Raw genomic sequence first — 22,392 nt, forward strand, 5'->3', positions numbered from 1 at the left:
AAGTCGCAGCAACAACTACGGGAAGCCTCGCAAACTGCGCGAGGCTGATCCGCTCATTCTGTGGCATCAGCGCTCACGACCACTGTCCTTTCATCCTCCGTGGTCGCGCGCAGCGCGGTGTTCGACTCAGGATGACGTCTCTCTGCGGGAGTCCTCTTTCTCATCGCATCTGCATGAGCGGCCACGGCGGGACGGGCATCCACTGCCCGGACGTGCATGGAGAAATGGGGGATTCGAAGGCGATGAATCTTCATCTCTCCATCTAACCGAATCTCCCCAACTTCATCTCCCGAAACGAGTTCCTGCATCTCCGACCGCGATCCGCGGGGGCGGGGCGGGGGACGGTATGGCGCCTGCCTTTCCGGGGGGTGCCCGACGCTCTCCCCGGACCGCATCCCGTCCCCCGCCAGGTCGCTCCCATGGAAACGCAGATTGTGCCCTGCCGCGCCGAGATCTCGGACCGCTTTCCGGTGGCCTCGTTCGCCGTGAACGTGCCGCCGGCGCGCTGCTTCGAGGTGGCGTGCGCAACGGACCCGCGCCTCTTCCACACCGACTGGCAGCGCTACCGCTCGCCCCGGAACTTCTACTCCAGCCGCTCCGAGGGGCTCATGCGCGCGCCCGGCGGCCACACCGCCTGGTTCATCCCCCCCGAGCAGCTGCGCCGCTTCGCCGGGTCGCAGCGCATCTACTACGCGCTGGCCACCTACGAGACCGCGTATGGCGGCTCGCCCGAGTTCTCCATCTCGCCCGACGGGCTGGAGCGCATCCCCTTCATCGGCGTGGCGGGCGACTTCACCGGGCGCGGGCTGGACCGCTCGCGCCTGGGCATCCTCCCCCCGCCGCCCGACGCGTACGGCGCCGTGGACTCCGCCTCGCTCACCTGGGGCGGCGACGCGGCGCTGGCCGCCTACCGCGCCGCCGAGGCCGCGCCCCGCCAGGGCGAAGACTACGACGACGGCTATCCGAAGGACCTGTGGCAGGACGGCGCGCCCGCCGGCGAGGGCCACATGGCCAGCCAGGCAGGGGTGGGGGATGGGTCGCACGACGCGGGTGCCGGCTGCAACGACGCGTACGGCGACGACGAGCACGTGGCCGCCTCCGGCTCCGCGCTTGCCGCCTCCGGCTCCGCGCTGAGCGACGCCGGCCCCGCCGACTCGGGGACGTGGGAGGCGGATGGAGACGAATCGGCCTCTGCCTGTGCCTATCCCCACTCCGCCGAAGGCCCGGCCGACTCGGGGACGTACGAGCCGTACGAGGAGGAGCCGGCCACCGCCTATTCCTATCCCCAGTCCGCCGAAGGCCCCGCCGACTCGGGGACGTACACGTACGACGACCCGTCGAGCCACGACGCCGGCTACGCGCACGGCACCTCGTCCGGCAAGTACGGCGAGGACGAGCCGCCCGCGTCCGACGGCTACGGCGGCGTCCACGGCGACGCGGAGGAGGACGACGACGATGCCGCGTACGGCGGCTACCCCGACGCGGCCGCGCTCTACGGCGCCGGCGCGGACGGGGACGAGGAGCTGGCCGGCGGCTACCAGGACGCCGCGGAGATCAACGCCTCCGGCGCCTCCGCCGGCGACGGATCGGGAGATGGCGACGAGGAGCCGCCGTACGAGGACGGCGGCGGCTACGGCGGCGCGTACGGTCCCCCGTCGTTCGAGCCCGCGTACGGCTCCGTCTACGGCGGCGGCTACGATCCGTCGGCGGAGGATTCCGAGGGCGGCGTCGCGGTCGCGGAGCCGGAGGTGGGCGCGGAGGCGCAGGGCACCGCGCAGCCCGCTTCGACGGGGCGCGACCCTGGCTACAGCGAGGAGGAGCCGGAAGACTCGCCGCTTCCCGTGGGCCACGCGGTGCAGGCGCTCGCGGTGGTTCCCCTCGACATCGCCGAGAAGGTGCGGATCCTCCGCGTGGTGGCGAAGGCCGAGAGCGGGGCGGACGGATACGCCGCCATCAACCCCGACAACGAGTACAACGATCCCCACCACCCGGCCTATCACCGCACCCACATCGGCCTGAGCTGGGGGTTCATCCAGTTCACCCAGCGCAGCGGCTCGCTGGGGCGCGTGCTGCAGGCCGTGAAGCGCCGCGAGGACGCGCTGGGCGCCGCGCTCCCTGCCGAGCACCGCTTCGCCGCGCTGTTCGGACCCGCCTGGCAGGCGCTGCTCGACGTCACCTGCGCGCACGACGCCGAGGCCCGCGTGGCCGAGGTGGGCGGCAAGCCGCTGTGGCACCCGGAGTGGACGGCGCGCTTCCGCGCGGCGGGGCGGGTGCCGCACGTGACCTACGCGCAGAACGAGATCGCCATCACCGACTACGTGGACCCGAGCCTCCGCGTGGCCCGCTGGCTGGGCTTCGACAACGCGCGCGCGCTGGCCATGCTGTGGGACCGCTGCATCCACATGGGCATCGGCGGCGGCACCGCGTGGATCCTGCGCCACTGCGGCCCCGTGCGCACCGACGAGGAGCGCCGCGCCGCCCTGGCCGCGCTGGGGCACGCGGACCTCCGCGCCTTCCAGCAGAGCCAGGCGCCGGACCTGGGCGCCGACGGCCGCTGGGGCCCGCGCACGCACGCCGCGATGGTGGCCGCGCTGCGGGGCATCGGCGCGCGCTCGCCGGTCACGATCCCCACCCGCGACGCCCTGCTGCAGCGGATGGTGGACGCCTCGGCGGGGACCGGCTTCCAACGCCGGCTGTCGGCGCTCCACGCGAACCGCGCGGACTTCGACGACGCCACGACCTACACGCTGGTCTGACGCGATGAGCACACAGGCCGCGGCGGCCCTGGCAGCCACCCGCAGCATCCGCCAGTCCTCCGGCTACGCCGCGCTCGCGCACGGCGAGCGGCAGGCGCTGGAAGCCGACCTCCGCCGCATCGAATCGGCGCTGGCCCCCGCCGCGCTCGCGGCCGCGGCGGCGTACGATCCCTACGCCATGCCGCTGGAGACGCCGGCCGACCTGCAGCGCATGCAGCAGGGCGGCCTGGCCCCCGGCCAGCCGCAGCCGCAGCCGTCGCCAGCTCCCGCCGCGCCGCCGGCGCGCGCGGGGACGGAGACCATCGGCGAGCGGGCGCGGGCGGCGCTGGAGGCGGTGGACTTCCCGTCGTTCGTGGCCGAGCTGATCCACGGGACCTTCCAGGCCATCGTGGACGCCACCGCGCAGCAGATCCGCGAGTACGCCAAGCTGGTCTCGTCGCTCGCGCAGACGACCGAGCAGTTCGGGCGCGAGAACGTGAGCCCCAACCAGGTGCGCTTCGGGCTGGCCGAGCGCCACCCCGCGGACCTGGTGGTGGTCGTCCCCAGGGCGGGGGAGCGGGGAAGCCCCGCGCTGAAGCCGCGGAAGAAGGACGACGCCGGCTCTCCCGCCTGGCTCGCGGAATACGGGCTGGCCGGGCAGGAGCTGACCGCGGAATTGGCGGAAGGGGCGCTGCTGGAGGCCGGGCAGCGCAACATCGCCGAGGAGCGGATGCAGAACCTGGCGACCATGGTGCTGCTGGGGATCAACCGCATCGTCATCCAGGACGGCCAGATCAAGGCGCGGCTGCAGTTCCACGCCAGCGCGCGCGAGAGCGTGAAGGCCGACGTGGCGGACGTCGGCGCCGCCATCCAGGGCGGGATCGCCGGGCGCGACGCCGGGTCGCAGGGCGCGGTGATGACCAAGGTCTCCACCGTATCGGTGAACGCGCAGGCCGACGTGGCCATCAAGGCCAACCTCGTCGGGGAAGTCGCCATCCGCTTCCGCAGCGAGACCTTCAACCTGGAGCGCTTCGCCGATTCGCAGGCCATCGAGCTGATCAACCGCCACAGCCGCCTGCAGCGCCCGGGCGAGGCCGCCCCGGCCGCGCCGCGCCCCGCCGCCGCTCCGGCCGGGGGTGCGCCGTGACCCGCGTGGAAGAGCTCATCACGCATCTGGCCGGCGCCTTCGCCGGCGAGCACCCCGAGGTTCCCGGGCTGGGGATCGAGGTCACCGAGGTGCGCATGGACCTGCCCATCGAGGCCCGCATCGTCCGCGGCGGCGAGGTGGAGATGTCGCTCCCGCGCGGGATGCTGCGCACCGGCTTCGGCGGGCTTCCGCTGGGGCGGCTCCGCCTCCTGCTGGTGAGCGGGGAACCGTGAACGGCCAGGCGCCGCGCGGCGGACGCGCGTTCCCGGTCGAGGAGTTCGTGCAGGCGCTCTCGGCGCAGCTGGACCGCGCGCAGGACGGGCTGGCGCTGAAGGCCCGCACCGGGCGGCCGCTGACCTTCGCCATCAAGGACCTGAGCATCGACCTGCGGGTGTTCTGGGAATCGGACGCCGCGGGGCGCGTGCTGGTCCGCCACGCCGGGCCCAACGAGGAAGGCGCCAGCACCGTGCACCTGAACTTCACCACGATCACCAAGGAGATGGTGGAAGAGAACACCTTCTCCCTGGGGATGGACGAGGACCCGCGCGGGCTGCAGGACCTCCCCGGCGAGCAGGGCTTCAGCGAGCAGGACCGGCGCCGGCTGGAGATGATCGGCGTGCGTACGGTGGGCCAGCTGCGGCGCCTCTCGTCCGAGACCGACAGCAAGACGGTGGAGACCTTCGCGGGAGTGCCCATGATGCGCCTGCAGGCGGCGCTGCTGCAGGCCGCCCGCCCCTCCGTGACCGGCGTGGAGCCGGTGCGCCGCAACGGCAAGCAGCTGCTGCGCGTGCGCGGCGCCAACCTCGACAGCGACGAGGCGCTCGAGGTCCGCCTCTCCGGCGAGGCGGTGGAGGTGCTCGAATCGACCCCCACCTCGCTCCTGGTGCGCCCGATGTCGCACCACCGCGAGGGGCGCGTGGAGGTGAGCGTGGGCGGGGCGATGGCGACGGGGTTCTACGACCTGCCGGCGGACTTCCGCGCCCCCGCGGAGCTGCGCGACCCGGGCGCCGCGATCCGGCACGCGGGCGAGACCTTGGCGGTGCCGCTGATGGCGGTGCCCGCCGGAAACGGAGCGGAGCATGATTGACCAGGCACCGGACCGCCCCTGGGCTCCCGAGCGGAGCCGGCAGGCGCTGCGCGGCCGAGTCCTGGTCCGCGTGGCCCCGGGCGAGGCCCCCGAGCGCGTCCCCCACCGCGCCGACGTGGCCGCGGGGCTCGCGGTCGCCCCGCTCTCGTTCGACGGCGGGCACCTGGACCGCGCGGTGAAGCGCTTCTCCCCCGCGCTCCGCGTGGTCCGCGCCTTCGCGCCGGCCGCGCGCATCGGCAACCCCGGCGCGCGCGAGCACCGCTGGAGCGACCTGGAGCACGAGACCGGCCTCGCGCGGATGTTCCGCATCGACGTCGATCCCGAGGCGGACCTGGTCGCGCTGATCGACCACGTGGGGGGCCTGAGCGTGATCGAGTCCGTCAGCCCCGTCTACCTCGCCGTCACCCCGTTCCGCATTTCGGTGGAGCGATACGGCGCCCCGCGGCCGGTGCCCAAGGATCCGTGGTACGCGCACCGGATGATCCACGCCGCCGAGGCGCTGGCGATGGAGCCGGGCGACAGCGCGCTCATCCTGGCCGTCGTGGACAGCGGGATCGATCTCCATCACCCCGAGCTGGAAGGCGCGCTGCGGCCGGGGTTCGACACCGTGGATCTCCCCGACGACCAGGTGCCGCGGACGATGCGGCTGGTGGGCGACTTCTCGCGCCCCGACAAGTCGCCCCAGGACGAGGTGGGGCACGGCACCGCCTGCGCCGGGATCATCGCCGCGAAGGGCGAGCGGCTGCCGAAGGGGATCGGCGGGGCGGTGCGGGTGATGCCCGCGCGCGCGCTGGCCGGGGCGCAGATGGTGGGGCGGGAGACGAAGACGGCGATGGGAAGCCTGATGGACATCGACCTGGCCGTGAAGATGGCGGTCGATCTGGGCGCCCGCGTGCTGAACCTCTCCTTCGGCACCCCCGAGAGCTCGCTGCGCGAGCGCGACCCCCGTCCCCACAAGGAGATCGTCGATTATGCCAGACGGCGGGGATGCATCCTGGTCGCCGCCTCGGGCAACAGCGGGAGCACCGCGCGCTACTACCCGGCGTGCCTGGACGGCGTCATCGCCGTGGGCGCGGTCGGCCCCGATCAGCATCCGACCGACTTCACCACCCGCGGCGACCACGTGGACCTGTGCGCCCCGGGGGAGAGCATCCCGTCGACGGCCGTCGGCGGATACCAGCTGAACACCGGGACGTCGTTCGCCTCGCCGCTGGTGGCGGGGGTGGCGGCGCTGGTGGCCGCGCGGTCGGCGCGCTACAGCGAGCCGATCGGCGGCGAGGAAGTGCGCGAGCTGCTGAAGCGCACCGCCCGCCCCTTCCCCCGCGGCGCCGACGCCGCCGGGTGCGGGGCGGGGATCCTGGACGCCCGCGCGGCCGTGGAGGCGCTGGAGCGCGACCTGTCGGCCGGCGACGGCGAAGGGCACGCCGCCCGCCCCGCGCCGGTGCGCGAGCCCTCCCCGGCGGCGCGCTCGCCGTAGCGCGCCGCACCCCGAGCCGTCTCCCGCTGAACGTCACCCGACGACAACGACAACTTCCCGGACAGGAGGAACCCCTGCCATGGCCGCCGCGACCCCGACCCCCACGCAGTGCATCGAGCACTACCCGGACATCTTCACCCCCGTACCGGCCAGCGAAAAGCCGGGCCCGGGCGGCGTGAAGCCCACCGAGGCCGAGAACAGGCGCCACCAGGTCCTGTACTCCGCCGTCCTCTTCCTGCTGCGGAAGGACTTCTCGTTCGATTCCGACCGCAGCGCCACCGTTCGCGCCAGGGACTTCCCCAGCGGCTTCGGCAAGAAGGGGACGTCGCCGCACGCGCGGACCTACGACGACCTGCTGCTGGACGAGAAGGTGCTGTTCGCCTCGGTCTACGGCATCCTCCTCTCCCGCAACCTGGGCGACCCGTCGCTGGGGCGCGCGGCCACGGGAAGCCCGGGGCCCAACGACATCTTCGTTCCCCCCGCGGAATCGGACGGCGAGATCGTGCTGATCGTGGAGCGCTTCGTGGAGGCGGTGACCGACGCGGTGAAGCGCTTCAACTCCAATCGCGCGCTCTTCCGCGAGGTGTTCCGCGTGCTGCTGGAGGAGGGGAAGAAGACGGAGGACGCCGAGGAGACCACGCTGCAGACGCGGCTGCTGGCCGAGGTGGCCGGACGCCTGATCGAGGACCGCATCAGCGCCGACAACCCGCAGATCCGCCGCTTCGTGGTGACCGCGCTCACGCAGGCGCTCAGCAGCCGCGTGGACGGCAGTGCCAGCGACATCGACATCCGCGACATCGACCTGGAGGCGGGGACCGCGGTGGACATCGTGGCCGCCAACGTGATCGCCGTCGCCGGCCTCTACCGCGCGGCCATGCTGGAGGAGATGAAGCTGTTCGCGGTGGCCGACAAGGTGGCCGAGCACTTCACCATCGGCATGATCCCCATCTCGCGCGGGCCGGCGGGCGACCGGCTGTTCACCTGGATCCGCGGGGCGCCCGACCGCTTCACCGAGGTGGAGCGCCGGTCCATCTACGGCCGCGTGCTGGGGCTGGCGCAGGGGAACGCGCAGAACCTGCTGCCCAACCGCGAGTTCAGCGACCTGTGGATCCGCTTCCTCTCCATCGTGAGCGTGCTGAACCGCGAGGTGGTGACCACCATGCCCAAGTCGGCCACGGCCGAGCAGGCGCTGAAGTCGGCGCGCGACCTGGCGGTGAACCTGAGCCTGCACGGCTTCGGCGTGGCGCACTTCGCCGCGGTGGAGACGCAGCAGCTCCTGCAGCAGGTGCTGGACATGCTGCAGCAGGCCGAGATCCTCTCGGCTTACGGCACCAGCGACTACCTGCAGCTGGTGGACCGCCTGAGCGGGATGTACCTGGGCGGCAGCGTGAACACGGTGCGCTACCGCACCATGGCGCAGGCCGGCTTCAACATCATGCGCTTCCTGGCCGAGCACGCGCCGCAGCTGTCGTCGAGCAGCGCGGTGGCGAGCGCCGCGCTCTTCGCCGACCCGCTGCTGGTGGACAACGTGGAGCGCTGGCTGGCCGTCACCGGCACCCCCGACGCCAGCGTGCAGAAGTACACCGACCCGGTCGACCTGAAGTCGCAGCCCACCATTCCCGCCTTCGCGCCCATGTCGGGGCTGGGGATGAACGGCGGCGGCGACCGCGCGGCGGTGGTCAGGAACGCGCTGGAGCAGGTGGGTCTGGGCGGGGCGCTCCCCGCCGTCCCGCAGATCTGAGCCGGAGTGCCAAGTGCCAAGTGCCAAGTGCCAAGTACCAAGTACTCAGGACTTAGGGCTCACCACTACGCACCAGGCACTAGGCACTAGGACTAGGCACTAGGCACTAGGCACTAGGAACCCAGCACTCCCCAACCCACGGCCTTCGAGGACCAAGATGGCAACCATTCGCGCCGCGGAGGTGGCCCGGCGCCGCCTCCTCATCGCCTCGCGCCGGCTGGGAACGCCGGACCCGGGCGACATCATCGGCGGGCTCCTGGACCGCAGCCTGGACCTCCCGCTGGGAGACCCGCGCTACGGGCAGAACGAGCTGACGCCGGGATACACGCCGATCGAGCACTCCTTCAGCGAAACCGCCGCCGACGCGCTGCGGCTGGACCTGGAGCCCCTGGGCCCCGGCGCCAGCGCGCACGCCCGGCAGCAGGAAGCCGGGCGCGAGATGCGCCGCGTGGTGGCCGGCAACTTCGGCTCGGCCGCGCTGCGCTGGTTCGACCAGCGCAGCGAGCCCTTCCGCGGCTCCGGCCTGCACGGAAACGCGCGCTTCGGCGCCTGGTTCGGCCTGGGCGTGGACCCGTCGGGCGTGCAGGAATCCAAGGTCTACTACGAGCTGCGACCGGGCGAGGTGGACGGGCTTCCCGCCAACCTGCAGCACGTGGCGCGGGTGGCCATGGCCGCGCTTCCGGGGCTCATCCCCATCTTCACCTCCATCGCCTGCGGGCGGCAGCGGGGGGCGCAGCGGCTGTACTTCTTCCACCGCGGCGACCTGCGCCTGCTCGACCTGGAGCCGCTGATGCACCGCCTGGGCGTCGGAAGCCAGCTCCCCGCGCTCCTCGCCTCGGCCGGCGTGGTCCTCGGCGGGCGCTTCGTCCTCCCCGAGGGCTCCGTCATCCTCGGCCTCCGCGACACCGAGAAGGGGATCGAGATGAAGCTGGACGTGCTGGTGGGCGGGATGCCCGACCCGCCGCGGCAGATGTTCGACTTGCTGAAGATGGCGATGGGCGAGCGGCCGGACGTGCTCCGGAAGCTGAACCGCTGGACGCAGGCGCTGACCCCCGACGACGAGTGGGACCAGGGGCCCGGCTCCATCAGCGTGGTGAGCTTCCGCGCGGCGCCCAACGCGGGCGCCACCCGCTGCTCGCTGTACATCCGCCCCAACGGCTACACGCAGCAGGGCCGCCAGGCCACGAACCCGGGCATGCACCACGCCGCGGCGCCCGCCCACACCGACCCGTACCACGCCTGACGCCCCGAGCGGCGCCTGGAGGAGAGCGCGAGCCATGACCACCGCACCGAGCCGGTACGAGCACGAGCAGGAGGTGCAGCGCCAGGTGGGCGACATGCTGGCCAGGAGCACCGCCTTCCACTCCCTGCCCCCGGGCGAGAGGGAGACCATCCTGCGCAACACCGCGGCGATCGTGGGGACGCTGGCCGAGAACCGGCTGAGCCAGGCCGCCGCCGCGGGCGATCCCTTCGCCGTGCCCATGGGCCCGTCGGGAAGCCCGTTCCCCACGCCCGGCGGGGGGCAGCAGGGCGGGGTGACCACCACCGAGCGCGGCGCCTTCCTGAAGGGGAGCGGCGGCGCCACGCAGCGGCGCGACGACAACATCGGCCCCAAGTCGTCCAAGGACTTCGGGGCGGGGATCGCCATGGGGGTGCAGCAGACCGGCGAGCTGCTGCGCGAGGTGAACTTTCCCAACTTCGTGGCCGAGCTGATCCAGGGCGTCTTCCAGGCCGTGGTCGACGCGTCGATCCAGCAGATGAAGGCCTACGGCGAGCTCGTCCAGTCCGTGGCCATGTCGCTCTCCGACTTCCGCGACCAGAACGTGAGCGAGAACCAGGGGCGCGACCACCTGGTGGGGAAGTATCCCACCCTCATGCAGGTGAACATCGTGGACGGCCAGCCCAGGGTGGGTCCGCGGGCGAACGCGGGGTCGATGGACCTTCCCAACTTCAAGGACGAGCTGGGGCTGGACGAGGACGTGACCGAGCTGGACGAGGAGACCATCGAGGACAAGCTGGTGCCCGCCGCCCGCAACGACCTGGCGCGCAGCCGGCAGACGCTGCTGGCCACCATGCTGCTGATGGGGATCAACCGCATCGTGGTGACTGACGGGAAGATCAACGCCAAGCTGCGCTTCGACTTCCGCGCGCGCGACAGCCAGACGACCCACGCGCAGAACTTCGACTACAAGAACTACGGCCAGAGCACCGTGTCGCAGTCCGAGTACGAGAGCGGCTCGAAGACGGGGGAGAGCTACAAGTCGGGCTCCGGCGGCTACTACACGCAGGGATACGGCACCTACTCGTCCAACGCCTCGGGCGAGAGCGACCGGTGGAGCAAGGGAACGTACCAGACCGCCACCGCGCCCGTCATCTACCTGACCAAGCAGGAAGACTCGGTCACCAACGCCGAAGTCAGCGCCGAGGGGCAGCTGCGCGGCGAGGTCTCGCTGAACTTCAAGAGCGAGACGGTGGACCTGAACAAGCTGGCCAGCGAGGGCGACATCTTCAAGCTGGAACGGGTGCGGAGCGCGGGCCGCGGCGCCCCGGTGCCGGCGGGCGCGGGCGCGCCCGCCGGCGGAGGAGGAGCGGGCTCGACCCCACCCGCCGCCGGCGGATCCACCGCCCCGGCCCCGGCCCCCGCCGCCGCGCGCTGACGCCATGAACACCGCCCCCCCGGCGCCCCCGGCCGACGACCTTCCCCTGGTTCGCCAGGAGGTCGGCCACATCCTCTCGCAGTCCGCCGCCTGGCAGCAGCTGGACCCGGCGGAGCGGGTGAAGTTCGCCCGCAACATGGAGCGGGTGGCCAGCTACCTCTCGCGCGACCCCGGCTGGCTGGACGCCGCGGACCCGCCGGGGAGCACGGGGATGGCGGCCCCGGTGGACGACCTGAAGAAGCGCCTGGCCCAGGCCCCCGGCCAGGTGGGCAAGGACTTCGAGGCCGGGGCCATGAAGCAGGGGGTGCAGGAGTTCGGCAACCTGGTGCAGACGGTGGACTTCCCCGCCTTCGTGAGCGGGCTGATCCAGGGGGTGTTCCAGGCCATCGTCGACGCCAGCATCCAGCAGATGGAGGCGTTCGGCGAGCTGCTGGCGGCGACGGCGAAGAGCGTGGGCCAGTTCGCGGACGACCACATCGCCGACGACCAGGCGCGCGAGCAGGTGGCGCAGCGCTTTCCCAGCCTGGTGAAGGTGGACCGCGACGAGGACGGCACCCGACGCCTGGTTCCGGCGAGCGAGGACGGCGGCGACACCGCGGCGCTGCAGGAGTTCGCGCGCAGCAGCGAGCGCGTGGACCTCTCCAGCGCCGAGAGCGAGCGCAAGTTCATCACCGCGGCCAAGCTGGAGCTGGCGCGGCAGCGGCAGAAGATGATGGCGCTGATGGTGATGCTGGGGATCAACCGCATCGTGGTGACCAACGGCCGCATCAACGCCAAGGTCATCTTCGACATCAAGGCCAGCGACCAGGCGGCGCGGAAGGCCACGGCCGACATCGACGACCGGGACTCCAGCGAGGCGGCCGCCGCGGCCACGACGCACTTCGGCTGGGGCGCGGCGGCCGGCTACGCCAAGACCGCGCACACGACCACCGTGCGCAGCGCCATCGACGACACCAGCGAGAGCAAGGCGCAGATGAAGGCGCAGCTCACCGGCGAGGTGCGGGTGAACTTCAAGAGCGAGACGATTCCGCCCGAGCGCATGCTCGACAAGCTGCAGTTCGACCAGATGAACTACATGAGCGGCGCCGGCGGCGCCCCCGCGGCCGCCCCCGGCGCGCCCACCGCCCCGCGCGCCGCGGCTCCCGCGCCCGCCCCCGCCGCTCCGGCCCCGCAGAGGACCGCATGAAGCCCATCGAGAACCTGCGCCCCGAGCAGCAGGACGAGGTGCGCAGCCAGGTGCGCGCGCTGCTGGAGCGCACCGGCGCCTTCCGCGAGGTGCCGCCCGAGACGCGCAGGTCCATCGCCCAGGGGCTGGTGGACGTGGTGGCCTTCCTGGCCGACCCCACCGCCGGCCAGCCCGCGCTCGCCGGCGACGCATCTCCCCCCGCCGTGGCGGAAGACGGCGCCGCGCCGGTGACGGCGGAGGGCGCGGCGCTGGCCGAGCCGCTGGAGGAGAAGAAGGAGAAGACGGCCGCGCAGAAGACCGGCGACCGGCTGGCGGGAAAGCAGGACGTGGTCGGCAAGGACTTCAAGGCGGGGGGGATGGAGGCGGGGACGAAGGCCTTCAAGGAGCTGGTGGACTCGGTCGACTTCCCGAAGTTCGTCTCCGGGCTCATCGAGGGGGTGTTCACCTCCATCGTGGACTCGTCGATCCGGCAGATGCAGGCGTACGGGAAGCTGCTGGAGGGGGTGGTGAAGAGCGTGGAGCAGTTCGCCTCGGACCACATCTCCCAGAACCAGGCGCGCGACTACCTGGGCGACCGCTTTCCCGACACCTTCTCGGTCGACACCGGGGGCGGCAAGCCGCGGCTGCGGCTGCGCTCCGGGCTGGACGACGAGGAGAAGGCGCTGGAGAACGTGAAGACCACGCTGGGGCTGAAGGAGGCGTTCGACGTGGACGAGGAGGAGGGCGAGGCGCGCCTTCTCCGCCAGGCGCAGCTGGAGATGGCGAAGATGCGGCAGCAGCAGCTGGCGACCATGGTGCTGCTGGGGATCAACCGCATCGTGGTGACCGACGGCCTGATCAACGCCAAGGTGGTGTTCGACGTGAAGGCCAACGACAGCGCCAACCGCCGCGCCCGGGCCTCGCTGTACGACACGCAGCAGGACGCCAGCTCGTCCACCACCAGCGGCGGCGGCTGGTTCAGCGACGACCACACCAGCTCCGCGCTGAGCGACCACAAGACCGTGGTCTCCTCCAGCGTGGACGACACCAGCGAGAGCAAGGCGCAGCTGAAGGCCAACCTCACCGGCGAGGTGCGGGTGAACTTCAAGAGCGAGACCTTCCCGCTGGACAAGATGGCCAGCCAGGTGCAGATCGGCACGGTGAACGAGCGGGCCCAGCGATGAGCTCTCCCGCGCTCCTTTCGCCCGCGCAGCGCGCCGCCGCCGAGGCGGGGCTGGCCTACGCCGAGCAGGCGATGGCGCGCCACATGGAGGCGGTGGGCACGCGCTACGGCCCCGCCGCGCTGGGGGTGATCGACCTTCCGCCGCTCACCGGCGGGCGGCTGGTGGACGCGCAGATCCGCGTTTCCGGCGTCCTCTACTGGGCGGCGGAGCTGGAGGCGGCCGGGCTCCTCCCCTTCGTGGAGGCGCTGGCGGAGGGCGTGGCGACCGGGGCGGTGATGGAGCCGCTGGGCGCCGCCGTGCACGAGCTGATCCGGTTCTGGCGCTCGCGCGAGCACCGCTTCACCGGCGCCGAGCGGCTCGCGCTCTTCGGCCGCGTGCTGGGCGGCGCCGCCTCCACCGGGGAAGCCGTCGAGCCGCTCCTGGCCACGCTGGTGGAGACGCTGGTGGCGCTCGGCCGCTCGCGCGCGGACGTGGGGACGGGGGCGCTGGAGGCGCGCGCGGCGGTGCAGGCGCAGGCGCTGGGCTCCGTCCTTTCCTCGCGCGGCGTGGGGATCGCCGGGTTCGCGGCGCGCGACGTGGTGGGGCAGGTGCGCGCCGCGCTGGGCGTGCTGCGCAATGGCGACGTGGTGCGCGCGATGGGCGGCGGGAGCCCGTGGACGATCGTCACCCGCCACGCGCCGCGCTTCCTGCGGCGCATGGTGGACGCGCAGCCGCACCTGGAGCGCGCGCAGGCGGGGATGCGCATCGTGGGCTGGATCGCGGACGAAGCGCCGCGCCTGGACGCCGGCGCCGTGCGCATCGCGCGCGGCGCGCAGGTGGTCCACGACGCGGAAGCCTGGAGCGCCGCGGCCGGAGCCGCGTGATGCGCCCCGCGGGAACGCTCGAGACCGTGCGCCGCGCCGTCCGCCGCGTGGTGGAAGGCACGCCGGAGCTGCGGCGCGACGCCGCGCTGCGCCGCCGCATCGCCCAGGGCATGGTGCGCGTCTGCGCCGCCGCGGCGGAGCTGATGGAGGCGGAGGACCGGCTGACGGGGGAGATCTCGCGGCGGGGACGGCAGGGGACAGGGGAGAGGGGACGGGGGACAGAGGGCGGGGAGATGGAATCTCGTCCGTCCTCCGGATCTCCGTCGTCCGGATCTCCGTCGTCCGGATCTCCATCTTCCGAGTCTTCGGATTCTTCTCCCGCCCTGGCCGCGGGGATGGCCGTGTCTCCATCTCCATCCCCCCGATCGAAAACTCCGCGCGGGGCGATGGCGAGCGGGCAGGCGGCGGGGGACATCCATCGCCGCACGGCGGTGAATTCGGCGGCGGGCGTGCTGCGGGCCACGCGCGATGCCATCGACTTTCCCGGCTTCGTCAACTCGCTGATCACCGGCGTCTTCTCGGCGATGACCACCTCCACCATCCAGCAGCTGCAGGCGTATGCCGACCTGCTGGGCGCGGTGGGGATGAGCACCAGCCAGTTCGCCTCCAGCAGCATCACCGACGGGCGGGCCATGGACTGGGTGGCGCAGCGCTTCCCCGCGTTCCGCGTGGTGATCGCCGAGGGGCAGCCGCCGCGCCTGGCGCTGAACGACGGCGCCGACATGCCCGACGCCGACGAGCTGAAGAGCGCGCTGGACGCCAGCGACGACGAGGTGTCGACGGTGGACGACGACGAGCTGGGCGAAACGCTGGTGCCGCTGGTGAAGCGCAAGCTGGCCCGCGAGCGCCAGTCCATGCTCTCCACCATGCTGCTGATGGGGATGAACCGCATCGTGGTGGACGACGGGCGGATCCGCGCCTCGATGGAGCTGCAGGTGGATGCGCGCAGCACCGCCGAGCAGACCACCGCCGAGCGCGCCGACACGCGGGTGACCACCGGCGGCAGCGCCAGCTTCGGGATGGGGATGTGGGGCGCCAGCGCCAACATCCAGGCCACCGTGGGCTACGTGAAGAGCGACGAGCAGTTCAGCCGCGAGGACATCGCGCTGCGCGCCGGGCTGCGCTCCAGCGTGGACATCGGCTTCCACACCGAGCCCATCGCGCTGGACCGCATGGCCGGCGCGGGCGCGGTCCGCCACATCCGCGCGCAGTCGATGGTGCCCGAGACGGAGGCCCGGCTGGAGAACCTGCTGACCGCCGACGAGCGCCGCACCGCGCACCCCGCCTTCGAGGCGATCCCGCAGGCGCAGCCCGCGCCCGCCCCGAACTCCGACGAGGCCCGTGCCCTCCGCCAGCGCCAGAACAACACCGTGGGCGACGGCACCACCGCCTCGGGCGGAAGCGGCGCCTCGGGCGGAAGCGGCGCGACGACCGCGACGACTCCGGCGTCCACGACCACGACAGCGCCGGCGGAGGCCGCGCCGGCGACGGAAGCCGTCGCGGCCACGCCGCCCTGATGAACGCACGCAGCGGCGCGGAGAAGCGGTGATCGCGGTGAGCTCTCCCGCGTCTCCGCGTCTCCGCGTGAGATGACAAGGATCGTCCGAAGCACGCGCCGAACCGGCGGGAGAGCACCCTCATGGCCGACCCCGTAACCTCGAAAGCCGCGAAGACGCCGCCGCTGGTGGTGCTGAGCCCCACGCGCCACGCCGCGCTGGTGGCCGCGCTCGACGCGGCGGTGGCGGCCGACCCGGCGCTGGCCGGCGCGCGCTCGCTGCTGCTGACGCCGCTGACCATGCTCGAGGCGCTGGCCCGCGACGCCGTGGGCGCGCTGGGCGACGACGTGCTGGCCGCCGAGCGCCTGCGCCTCCTCCTTGCGCTCGCCGCCACGCAGATGCCGGCGCTCACCGCCTTCCGCGACGTGCTGGGCGACTCCACGCCGTCCAGCGGCATCTCCTCCAGCTTCCCCATCCCGGCCCTCGCGGCGGCCGCCATCCCCTGCGACGACGCGGTGGTGCACGCCGGCGCGCTGGTGATCGTGGCCCTGGCCGCCGGCAGGGTGGGGAAGAGCACCGGGCTGGCCGATCCGCTGCTGAACAACGTGCTGGCGACCGCCCTCGCCGCCGGCCCCGCCGAGGCTGTCTCGCGCGCCATCGCGTCGGGGATGGGCACGGACCAGGTCCGCGCGCTCCTGGCCGGGCTGGCCGCCGGCCACAACGGCGAGGACCGCCGCCTTTCCGCCGTCATCGCCACCTTCCTGGCCGACGCCTGCGAGCGCGCGCGCTGGGCGTGCCTGGAAACGCTCTTCACCCAGGTGCGCCGCGACGTGGCCGGCAGCACCTGGGACGCGGCGGGAACGGGGGGCATCGTGGAGGTCGATCCGCGCGCCGCCTGCCCCGGCCAGCCCGTGAGCATCCGCGTGGAGCCGGTGGACGACGGGCCCATCATCTTCCTGCGCACCAGCGCCACGCCCGAGACGCCGCTGGACGCCGCGCACTTCCTTCCCCTGCTCGAGGCGAAGGCCGCCTCGGTCGTCTTCGCCGCGCAGGGACGCCGCTCGGTCGCGCGTCTGGCCGACGCGGTCGACGCGCAGACGGGCGTCGTCACCGTCACCGTTCCCGCCGGGGCGCACGGGGGGTGGGTGGGCTTCGCCGATCCGGCGCTGCTGGCCGAGACCAACGACGACCGAAGCGCGCTCCGCGAGCAGTGGGACGAGCGCAACACCGGCGAGCCCGCGCTCCGCTGCGCGCCCGTCCCCATCGCCGCCATCCCGCTGCTGCGCAACCCGCCCACGCCGCCGCGCTCGCCGCAGGCGCGGTTCGACGGCGGCGCGCCGGTCATCCTCGCCGCTTCCATCTCTCCGCCCGTGGCCGACCCCGGCGGCGAGCTGCGGCTGAAGTGGCGGGTGCAGGGCGCCACCTCCGTCCACGTGGACCCCAGGCCGGGGGTGGTGGAGGCCGAGGGCGAGGCCACGGTGAAGGCGCCGGAAGACCGCGCGCACGCCGAGTTCGTGCTGGTCTGCGAGAGCGGGTGCGGCGATCCGCTGCGGCGCAGGCTGCGGGCGCGGGTCCGCGTGCGCATCCGCGCCATCGCCGCCGACCAGCCGGAGCGCACCGCGCTGGCGCTGAAGCTGGTCGGCACCCCCGGCAAGGCGAACGTGAACGTCCGCCTCTCCTCCTTCGCCGCCGCGCCGGCGCGCCCGCTGGTGGCCGGCGAGGCCTTCCAGCTCACCGCCACCCTCTCCGCCGCCGACGCGCGCGGCCGCGCCGAGCTGCGGATCGGCGACGAGGCGAAGGCGATGAAGCTGGAAGGGGGGAAGGCGACGATCACGCTCCCCGGCCGCTACGCGGTGGACGGGCTCGCCGGCACCGTCGTCTTCCGCGCGCCCGACGGCGAGATCGACGACCGGCGCGACTTCGGCCCCCTCGCCTTCGTCACCCTGCGCCAGCGGCGGCTGATGGTGATCCGCCCCGGCCTGGCCACCCGCGACCTGCACCGCGTCGCCGCCGGCGAGGTCGCCCGGGCGCTGGACGAGGCGCGGCGCACGCTGGCGATGGAGATCGACGCGGCCGAGCCGGTGTGGGCGGACGACGAGGAGCTTTCCCTCACCGAGCCCGCGGACGGGCCCGACGTCACCGCCACCGCCGACCTCCTCGAGCGGCTGCACGCCCTGGCCGCCCGCACCCCCGGGCGCGAGGACGCCCTCTGGGTCGCCGTCGTCCCCAAACCGCCGAAGAGCGAGTTCCTGCGCGTGGAGCCCGCCGAGGCCGCGCGCGCCGTGGCCGTCTGCACCCCCGGCGCGCTGGCCCGGCTGCTGGACGCCGAGCTTCCGGCCGCGGAGGCGCGCGTCACCCGGCTCAGGATCGCGGGAACGGTGGACGGCGCCAGCTCCATCCGCCTGCAGCCGCTGCGCGTGGAGGACCGCGCCGCCGGCCCCGGTGCCCGCGTGGAAAGCGGCCTCCGCGCCGTCGCGCTCGACGCGCAGGGGCGCGTCCGCGCCTCGCGCGCGGTGCGGCTGCTCACCGCCGACCGCCCGGCGCGCCTCTTCGTCCTCCTCCCCATCACCAGCGACGTCACCGACCTGGAGATCCGCATCGACGACGGCCAGCCGCCGCTCCCCGCGATGGACCCGTACGGCTTTGGCGCGCTCTGCGGCGACGGCTCGCGCGACAACCCGCTCGCCCTGCGCCGCATCCACCGCTCCGAGGGCCAGCCGGAGGTGAGCGGCGTGGAGACCCAGGGAGACGGGCTGGCCTTCGAGTACGGCCACACCCGCTCCGCCCGCTCGTCGATCGTGGTCGAGGCCGGCGGCGCGCGGGGATGGGGCACCGTCCTCCGCCTGCAGCCCTGCCAGGAGGCGGGAACGCTCCCCGTCGACCGCCTCCGCCTCCGCGACGACGACCGCATCCGCGTCGCGGCGACGGACGGGTGGAACACCGACTTCGCGCCCGACGTGGGGCTCCCCATCCCCCGCACGCCCCCCTTCTCCGTGGCCGCGCGCCACGCAGGCGGGCTCCGGTTCTGGGCGGACGTGGACGAGGGCGGCGAGCCGTCGATCGCCTGGACGCTGCGGGAGCTGGACGGCACGGGTGAGGTGGTCGGGGAGACGGCGTTCGAGGGGACGCTCGTCACCGTCCCCCGCGATTTCCCGGGCGGCGACCTGACGCTCACCGTGGTCCGCGGCGAGACCGCCGTCTCCGACACGCGCACCATCTCCCGCGATGGGCGGGTGGACTGCCGGCGCACCGAGCTGCCGGAGGACGCCCATGCCTGAGCCGCGCATGGAGATGGAGACGCGCGCGCGCCGCCGCTTCGACGTGTGGAACGAGGTGCCGCTCGTCCCCCAGCTCACCGGGATGAGCTGCTGGGCCGCCGCCGCGGCCATGATCATCGGCTGGCGCGACCGCATTCTGGTGGACCCGCCGCAGGTGGCGCGCGGAGCGGGGAGCTGGCAGTCGTACGCCGGCGGGCTGCGGCCGGGCGACGTGCAGTCGCTCGCCCGCGCCTGGGGGCTGGTGGAGGAGCACCGCGAGACGTGGACGCCCGAGGCGCTGCGGCGCGTCCTCCAGCGCCACGGCCCCGTCTGGCTGGGCGAGGCCAGTCCCGGTCTCCATTCCGTCGTCGTCGCCGGGATGCACGGCGACGGCACGGCCGACGGCACCTGGGTGCGCGTGAACGACCCGTGGCCCATCGGCCGCGGCGAGCGCTACACGCTGCCGTGGCGCACGCTGAGCGCCAACTACCGCGCCGCCAGCGACCTCATCGGCGTGCAGGCCCACGTCCTCCACGCGGGGGGACGCCGCGGCTCCGCCCGCTCGCGCGTGGCCGAGACCCGCGCCACCCGCTCCGGCATCACCCTTCCCCCCTTCCCAGCCCCCGAGGAACCCATGAACAGCAACGGGAACGGCAGGCGCCCGCACCCCGAGGAATACGCCTCGGCGTACGGAACGTCGTACGGGTCGCCGCTGGCGGTGGCGGCCGCGGCGGTCGCCGCCGGCGAGCGCTACGTGAGCACCGGCGCGGGGGGCGGCACCAACCCGCTGGCCAGCCACGGCGGCACGGGCGAGAACCTGTACCTGGCCTGGAACGCGATGTCGGGCGATGCCGCGCAGATCGACCTCGTCGTGCACCTGCACGGCTTCACCGGGAGGAACCCGGACGCGGCGTGCACCCGCTTCCTGGCGGGGCGCAGCGGGCTGCGCCTGGACGGGCGCGCGCGCCCGACGCTGGCCATCCTCCCGCGCGGCCGCAAGATCACCGCGGCCGAAGTCGAGGCGAAGCAGCCCGCGTACCAGCAGAAGCTCAGGGAGTATGAAGCCCTGCTCGCCGAGTACAACGCACACCCCGCGGGCCGGCGGCCGCCGCGCAGGCCCTCGCCGCCGCGCGACGACGTGTACACCTTTCCCGCGCTCGAGCACGGGAGCGGGGCGGGGCTGGAGGCGCTGGTGGCCTGGGCGGTGGCGTGGTTCGCCCGCGAGGTGCTGCAGCGCGGCGAGCGGCCGGGGATCGGCCGGTGCATCCTGGCCGGCCACTCGGGCGGAGGCGCGCCGGTGAACGCGCTCCTGCAGTGGAAGGACCAGCGCGCCATCTGCAACCCGCACGAGGTCCACCTGTTCGACGCGCTGTACGGCGGCACGGGGAACATCGTGGCGTGGGCGGGCGCCCGCGTGGCAGCCGACCGCCGCCTGGCCGCCGGCCTTTCCCCCGCCGACGCGCTCGCGCGGCTCCGGGCACAGGGCGGAGGGCTGCGGATCTTCTACCGCGGCGAAGGGACGATGCCGAACTCCCAGGCGGTCGGCGCCACCCTCCCCGCGGCGGGCGACCCGCTCCAGGGCGCCTACCGCGCCGAGCAGACGACGTTCCCGCACGAGGACGTCCCGCGCGCCTTCCAGCCCGCGCTGCTGGGCGACGTGCGCGCCACCCTGCCGCTGGACCCGGCCGCGCGCCCGCCCGCCAGCCGCGCCCACTCGGCGGACGGGTACGGCGAGTACTCGGCGGAGGAGGATACCGCGATGGAGCCGGCCTACGGCTACCCCGGCGCCGGTCCGTACTACGGCTACGTGGCCGCGCTGGCGGTGGACGACGACGTGCGCGCCTGGCTGGCCGCGCGCGCGCCCACCGACCGCGCGCCGCTGGCCGCCGGCGTGGCCGCCTGGATCACCGACACCGCGCGCTCGGGGATCGACCTGATCGGCGACGCCACGCGGCGGGCGCACTTCCTCACCGGGGTGGACTGGACGCGCGTGGACTTCCCCGGCAACGATGCCGACCGCTCGGCCGAGGCCACGGCGCTCTTCGCGGCCATCGCCGCCGCCGTCCCCGAGCGCCGGGTGACGGCGCTGCGCTACCACGACGTGGACGCGGTGGTCCAGCCCGTTCCCGGCGCGTCCGGGTTCCGCCTGCACCCCGAGGCGAAGGACGCCTTCGTGCGCATGCGCGACGCGGCCCGCACCGACGGGGTGGAGCTGCGCATCGGCTCGGCGTGGCGCTCGCTGCAGCACCAGGCCCGGCTCGCGGCGGGGAACCCCAACCCCAACGCGGTGGCGCAGCGCGTCTCCGCGCACTCGTACGGGCTGGCGGTGGACCTGCTGCTCTCCGCCGACGGGCTGCGCGTGAGCGAGATCACCACCCGCCCGTTCACCAACGTGGTGGCGATGTACCGCTCGCCCGTGTACAAGTGGATGGCGCTGCACGCCCGCGACCACGGCTTCTTCCCGTACCGGCGCGAGCCCTGGCACTGGGAGTACAACCCCGCGGGCTTCGGCGAGCGCTTCGAGCGCGAGGCGCCGGCCGCGGCGCACGGCCACGCGTACGGCGCGCCGTTCGGCCTGTTCGAGCGCTATCCCGGCGGCGCGCTGGACGCCGCGCCGGTGAACCGCATCGCCGTCCCCCGCATCGCGCGGCCGTCGCTGGGCGAGGGGATGCAGGCCCCGGCGCCGGTGGACTGGTGCGCCATGCGCACCACCATCGCCAACGTGGCACTGGCCGAGGAGCGGCGGTGGACGCGGCCGAACGGCACCAAGCTGGTGGAGAGCGACGCCAGCCAGCTCGCCATCCTGCAGCAGTACTGGCAGTCGGTGCCCGGCTTCGCGGCGCCCGCGGCGGCGCTGGCGGCGGCGCGGCGCTCGGCCAACAACGAGCGCTTCTGGGAGTGGAGCGCCGCCTTCATCTGCCACGTGATGCACACCGCGGGCGTGCAGCGGGCGCACGGCTTCGAGTTCGCGGGGCGGCACATGAACTACATCGTGGGCGCGCTGCGCAACCGCGAGCGCAGCGACACCACCCGGCCGTTCTGGCTGGTGGACCACCTGGAGCTGGCGCACGAGACCACCCTGGAGCCCGGCGACCTGCTGTGCCTGAACCGCCCGGTCGAGCACGTGTGGACGAACCACACCTACACCAGCCTGCGCCGCGCCTTCTGGGAGAACGGGCACCAGAACGCGGACGTCACCGGCTCGTCGCACGTCGCGCTGATCGTGCGCACCGGGCAGGACGCGCGCGGCAGGTTCGTGGAGACGATCGGGGGGAACGAGACGCAGTCGGTGCGGCTGCGCCGGGTGGACCTGGACGCGAACGGGGGCATCGCCAACGCACAGGCGCGGCACATCTTCGGGCTGATCAAGATGACCGGCTGCAACCGCTGACGATTTTCGAAGTTCACGCGGAGAAATGCGGAGGAGCAGGGGAGAGCGGTGCTTTTCCCCTGCTCCTTCCGCGTCTCTCCGGCATCGCAGGGTCTCGCGCGGAGACGCGGAGACGCGGAGACGCGGAGACGCGGGGAACTGACCGAGCGTCTCCGCGTCTCCGCGTGAGATTTCTTTCAGGATCGTGGGGAT

Annotated in this window: 14 protein-coding genes; all 14 read left to right on the forward strand. The window is 73.6% G+C overall.

The window, feature by feature from the left end; genetic code table 11:
• Positions 1–419 precede the first annotated feature (419 nt).
• The 14 genes from VLK66_RS09370 to VLK66_RS09435 all read left to right on the forward strand — a co-directional run bounded on the left by VLK66_RS09370 (position 420) and on the right by VLK66_RS09435 (position 22,200).
• Positions 420–2,756, forward strand: a complete 2,337-nt coding sequence (locus VLK66_RS09370; protein ID WP_325309136.1) for a hypothetical protein — start codon at positions 420–422, stop codon at positions 2,754–2,756.
• Between the two features lie 4 nt (positions 2,757–2,760).
• Positions 2,761–3,882, forward strand: coding sequence for a hypothetical protein (locus VLK66_RS09375; protein WP_325309137.1), 1,122 nt, complete (start codon positions 2,761–2,763; stop codon positions 3,880–3,882).
• 5 nt (positions 3,883–3,887) lie between these two features.
• Positions 3,888–4,115: a hypothetical protein gene (locus VLK66_RS09380; RefSeq protein WP_325309138.1), complete on the forward strand. Its 228-nt coding sequence runs from the start codon at positions 3,888–3,890 to the stop codon at positions 4,113–4,115.
• A complete protein-coding gene (locus VLK66_RS09385; protein ID WP_325309139.1) occupies positions 4,112–4,969 on the forward strand; it encodes an IPT/TIG domain-containing protein in 858 nt (285 codons plus the stop codon). The genes VLK66_RS09380 and VLK66_RS09385 overlap by 4 nt, the downstream gene beginning before the upstream one ends.
• Positions 4,962–6,446: a S8 family peptidase gene (locus tag VLK66_RS09390; protein WP_325309140.1), complete on the forward strand. Its 1,485-nt coding sequence runs from the start codon at positions 4,962–4,964 to the stop codon at positions 6,444–6,446. The genes VLK66_RS09385 and VLK66_RS09390 overlap by 8 nt, the downstream gene beginning before the upstream one ends.
• A gap of 79 nt (positions 6,447–6,525) precedes the next feature.
• On the forward strand, positions 6,526–8,187 hold the full coding sequence (locus tag VLK66_RS09395) for a hypothetical protein (protein WP_325309141.1): 1,662 nt from the start codon (positions 6,526–6,528) through the stop codon (positions 8,185–8,187).
• Between the two features lie 157 nt (positions 8,188–8,344).
• Positions 8,345–9,430: a hypothetical protein gene (locus VLK66_RS09400; RefSeq protein WP_325309142.1), complete on the forward strand. Its 1,086-nt coding sequence runs from the start codon at positions 8,345–8,347 to the stop codon at positions 9,428–9,430.
• A gap of 34 nt (positions 9,431–9,464) precedes the next feature.
• Positions 9,465–10,844, forward strand: coding sequence for a hypothetical protein (locus VLK66_RS09405; RefSeq protein ID WP_325309143.1), 1,380 nt, complete (start codon positions 9,465–9,467; stop codon positions 10,842–10,844).
• Positions 10,845–10,848: 4 nt separating this feature from the next.
• Positions 10,849–12,030, forward strand: a complete 1,182-nt coding sequence (locus VLK66_RS09410; protein WP_325309144.1) for a hypothetical protein — start codon at positions 10,849–10,851, stop codon at positions 12,028–12,030.
• Positions 12,027–13,193: a hypothetical protein gene (locus VLK66_RS09415; RefSeq protein WP_325309145.1), complete on the forward strand. Its 1,167-nt coding sequence runs from the start codon at positions 12,027–12,029 to the stop codon at positions 13,191–13,193. The genes VLK66_RS09410 and VLK66_RS09415 overlap by 4 nt, the downstream gene beginning before the upstream one ends.
• On the forward strand, positions 13,190–14,056 hold the full coding sequence (locus tag VLK66_RS09420) for a hypothetical protein (protein WP_325309146.1): 867 nt from the start codon (positions 13,190–13,192) through the stop codon (positions 14,054–14,056). The genes VLK66_RS09415 and VLK66_RS09420 overlap by 4 nt, the downstream gene beginning before the upstream one ends.
• A complete protein-coding gene (locus VLK66_RS09425) occupies positions 14,056–15,573 on the forward strand; it encodes a hypothetical protein (RefSeq protein WP_325309147.1) in 1,518 nt (505 codons plus the stop codon). Before VLK66_RS09420 ends, VLK66_RS09425 begins: the two co-directional genes overlap by 1 nt.
• Positions 15,574–15,695: 122 nt before the next feature.
• Entirely contained in the window at positions 15,696–18,830 is a 3,135-nt protein-coding gene (locus tag VLK66_RS09430) for a hypothetical protein (protein ID WP_325309148.1), read from the forward strand.
• Positions 18,823–22,200: a DUF2272 domain-containing protein gene (locus tag VLK66_RS09435; protein ID WP_325309149.1), complete on the forward strand. Its 3,378-nt coding sequence runs from the start codon at positions 18,823–18,825 to the stop codon at positions 22,198–22,200. Before VLK66_RS09430 ends, VLK66_RS09435 begins: the two co-directional genes overlap by 8 nt.
• Positions 22,201–22,392 lie beyond the last annotated feature (192 nt).

Origin of the sequence: Longimicrobium sp., assembly GCF_035474595.1 — a bacterium.
In the GTDB taxonomy this organism is placed as follows: domain Bacteria; phylum Gemmatimonadota; class Gemmatimonadetes; order Longimicrobiales; family Longimicrobiaceae; genus Longimicrobium.

Excerpts from the sequence above, each read along its gene's own strand:
- VLK66_RS09370 (WP_325309136.1), top strand. The coding sequence starts at position 420 with ATGGAAACGCAGATTGTGCCCTGCCGCGCCGAGATCTCGGACCGCTTT.
- VLK66_RS09375 (WP_325309137.1), top strand. The coding sequence starts at position 2,761 with ATGAGCACACAGGCCGCGGCGGCCCTGGCAGCCACCCGCAGCATCCGC.
- VLK66_RS09390 (WP_325309140.1), top strand. The coding sequence starts at position 4,962 with ATGATTGACCAGGCACCGGACCGCCCCTGGGCTCCCGAGCGGAGCCGG.
- VLK66_RS09395 (WP_325309141.1), top strand. The coding sequence starts at position 6,526 with ATGGCCGCCGCGACCCCGACCCCCACGCAGTGCATCGAGCACTACCCG.
- VLK66_RS09400 (WP_325309142.1), top strand. The coding sequence starts at position 8,345 with ATGGCAACCATTCGCGCCGCGGAGGTGGCCCGGCGCCGCCTCCTCATC.
- VLK66_RS09405 (WP_325309143.1), top strand. The coding sequence starts at position 9,465 with ATGACCACCGCACCGAGCCGGTACGAGCACGAGCAGGAGGTGCAGCGC.
- VLK66_RS09410 (WP_325309144.1), top strand. The coding sequence starts at position 10,849 with ATGAACACCGCCCCCCCGGCGCCCCCGGCCGACGACCTTCCCCTGGTT.
- VLK66_RS09415 (WP_325309145.1), top strand. The coding sequence starts at position 12,027 with ATGAAGCCCATCGAGAACCTGCGCCCCGAGCAGCAGGACGAGGTGCGC.
- VLK66_RS09420 (WP_325309146.1), top strand. The coding sequence starts at position 13,190 with ATGAGCTCTCCCGCGCTCCTTTCGCCCGCGCAGCGCGCCGCCGCCGAG.
- VLK66_RS09425 (WP_325309147.1), top strand. The coding sequence starts at position 14,056 with ATGCGCCCCGCGGGAACGCTCGAGACCGTGCGCCGCGCCGTCCGCCGC.
- VLK66_RS09430 (WP_325309148.1), top strand. The coding sequence starts at position 15,696 with ATGGCCGACCCCGTAACCTCGAAAGCCGCGAAGACGCCGCCGCTGGTG.
- VLK66_RS09435 (WP_325309149.1), top strand. The coding sequence starts at position 18,823 with ATGCCTGAGCCGCGCATGGAGATGGAGACGCGCGCGCGCCGCCGCTTC.